Here is a 2,162-nt window from a genome sequence, read left to right on the forward strand (position 1 = left end):
ATATAAGGAAATTTCCATATCGCACCGAGTCCGATGGCGGAGCCGGCTGCAGCGAGGATGAAACCGATCTTTGATGACCATTGATCATTTTTTTTCACTATGAATTAACTCCTTTCTCAAGATGATTTCACCATCTTACTATGATTTTTAGCCAGTGTATAGATGATTTGAAATAATCAGATTGATTTATTTAAAAAATGAAACAATTTTTGGAAAACCGACGTTACATAACTACAAATATACGGAAAGGAGGATGAATTATGGAAAATGATTATTTCATAGTAGAAGCTCAAAAAGGGAATTTAACAGCTTACAGTGAGCTGGTCAGAGTGTATTCTCCGGTCGTGGAGCGCTTTGCTTTTCAGTTGGGTGCTTCCGGAAGTGATGTACAAGACATTTCTCAAGAAGTTTTTATAAGGGTTTATCGGTTTTTACACCAGTTTTCCCATTCCAAGTTTACTACCTGGCTATATAAAATCACGCTTAATGTGACAAGGGATTTTAAGAGGAAGGAAAACCGCCAGCTTATGAAAACAGAAAAATTGTCCAAAGAGACTTTTGGGGCTGATCTAACTATGCCGGAAGTAACTATATTCCGAGAAGAGGAAGACAAGCTGCTTCATGAATGCATACAAAAGCTTGATGAGAAATACCGTATTCCAATCATACTGCACTACTTTCATGACAAGAAATATGAAGAGATCCAGGACATCCTGTCTTTGAATCCTTCAACTGTTAAAACAAGGCTGCTGCGTGGAAAGAATCTGCTTAAAAAGGCGTTGGTCGAAGCTGAAAAGAAGGAGGGGGAAAACCATGGATGATAAAATGTTTGAAAAACGTATGGAAACACTTAATAAAAGTTATGAGCGGATGCCTGTCAAGACGGAGGTTTCCGAGGTGATAAATGCGATAGAAAACGAACGAAGTCCGAAAAACAGAAGAGAAAGTTCATTCATTGGTCTTACGCTGCAAGCATCTTTGGTGTTCTCTTAATTTCTTCAGTACTCCTCCTGCAGTTTACAGGGCAAGAAGGAGGCGGCACCCAAAATGCCCAACAGCCTGATGTGGAAATGACGGCCCAGCAAAAATCAAAAGTTATCAATGAAATTGAGAGCCATTATAACGTCAGACGCATTCAAGCGATGGGAAGCCTCGGATTGTCAGAAGAAGCATTCCGACAGACTGATATGGGATCTGACGCAAAGAAGTCCGTTTCTTATATCATCCAGTTAATTGAGAGCGGGAAAGTGGAGGTGACGGACCTTTCCACAAGGATCAATGAAGAACTGGATAACATTCTAAAAACACCACAGCAAATGATAGGCGGGCTCACAGGGAAAAAGCTTGAAGAGGAAGAAGCAAGTCAATGGGTAAAAGATTATATAGATACACACGGAGACCTCCTGCCGATTTATGAAGCAGAATTGGAAAAATACCGGGATGAATGGAGAGGGGATCTATATGATGGCCAGCTGGAAGCCCGTGAAATATTACTGCAGAGGGATAAGTATTCCGATGAACTGGTAGCTCTTGTTGAAGGAGCAATTGCCAATGGGATTTCCTTGAAATATTCAGAATCAGATAAAGGCTTCCTTGCGGGTACGGATGTGATGTCCGTGATGCTCACTTCTTCTGAACTTCCTGAAGTATACATGGATGTGCTCAGGCTAAAGAGCTTTCCAGGAAGCCTCGAAGCTGGCGTGATCACGACAAATTGGACCAGGGCGGGAGGAGATCTTCTGATTTACGAGAGGGCGATGGAGAACCTGCCGGAGGACTCCGAATTTCTCCGGGAGTTTAAATTGGAATACACCAACCTGTTCAGGGCGTATATCAAAGGCTCTTCCGCTCAATCTCTTTTTGATGAAGAAGGAATCTTAAAGGCTGAAATCAGAGAATCTTATGAAAAGCTGATGGAGAAATATCCGGAATCCCAAACCGTGAAAAGGATGGAGCCTTATTATAACAAGCTGAAGGAAAATCAGTTTACAAAACCCGAGGGATGGGATGAATTCCACATTGAATATGAACTTTAAGAATAGGAATGAAATTCTCTCATGAAGCATGTTTTATCAGGAGAAAAAAGGGAAAACTACCTAATGAGACTAGAGAAATTTTGCGTATGCTTGCCAACTGTGATATAATCTATAATTGCGTAAAAA

4 protein-coding genes are annotated in these 2,162 nt (G+C 41.0%); 3 read left to right on the forward strand and 1 reads right to left on the reverse strand.

The window, feature by feature from the left end; all coding sequences use genetic code 11:
• The coding region (locus BSG1_RS21020) for a hypothetical protein (RefSeq protein ID WP_006838884.1) at positions 1-98 on the reverse strand (98 nt) is incomplete at its 3' end.
• Positions 99-260: 162 nt separating this feature from the next.
• Between BSG1_RS21020 and BSG1_RS19125 the strand changes: the two genes are divergently transcribed.
• The 3 genes from BSG1_RS19125 (at position 261) to BSG1_RS19135 (ending at position 2,036) form a co-directional block, all read left to right on the forward strand.
• Entirely contained in the window at positions 261-821 is a 561-nt protein-coding gene (locus BSG1_RS19125) for an RNA polymerase sigma factor (protein WP_006838885.1), read from the forward strand.
• Positions 814-993 carry a hypothetical protein gene (locus tag BSG1_RS19130; RefSeq protein ID WP_006838886.1) on the forward strand — a complete coding sequence of 60 codons (180 nt, stop codon included), beginning with the start codon at positions 814-816 and terminating at the stop codon, positions 991-993. Before BSG1_RS19125 ends, BSG1_RS19130 begins: the two co-directional genes overlap by 8 nt.
• A 77-nt stretch (positions 994-1,070) precedes the next feature.
• Positions 1,071-2,036: a hypothetical protein gene (locus BSG1_RS19135; RefSeq protein WP_006838887.1), complete on the forward strand. Its 966-nt coding sequence runs from the start codon at positions 1,071-1,073 to the stop codon at positions 2,034-2,036.
• The last annotated feature ends 126 nt before the right edge of the window (positions 2,037-2,162 follow it).

Origin of the sequence: Bacillus sp. SG-1, from assembly GCF_000181495.1 — a bacterium.
In the GTDB taxonomy this organism is placed as follows: Bacteria; Bacillota; Bacilli; order Bacillales; family Bacillaceae_B; genus Rossellomorea.

Coding starts and splice junctions, on each gene's coding strand:
- BSG1_RS19125 (WP_006838885.1), top strand. CDS start 261: ATGGAAAATGATTATTTCATAGTAGAAGCTCAAAAAGGGAATTTAACA.
- BSG1_RS19130 (WP_006838886.1), top strand. CDS start 814: ATGGATGATAAAATGTTTGAAAAACGTATGGAAACACTTAATAAAAGT.
- BSG1_RS19135 (WP_006838887.1), top strand. CDS start 1,071: ATGACGGCCCAGCAAAAATCAAAAGTTATCAATGAAATTGAGAGCCAT.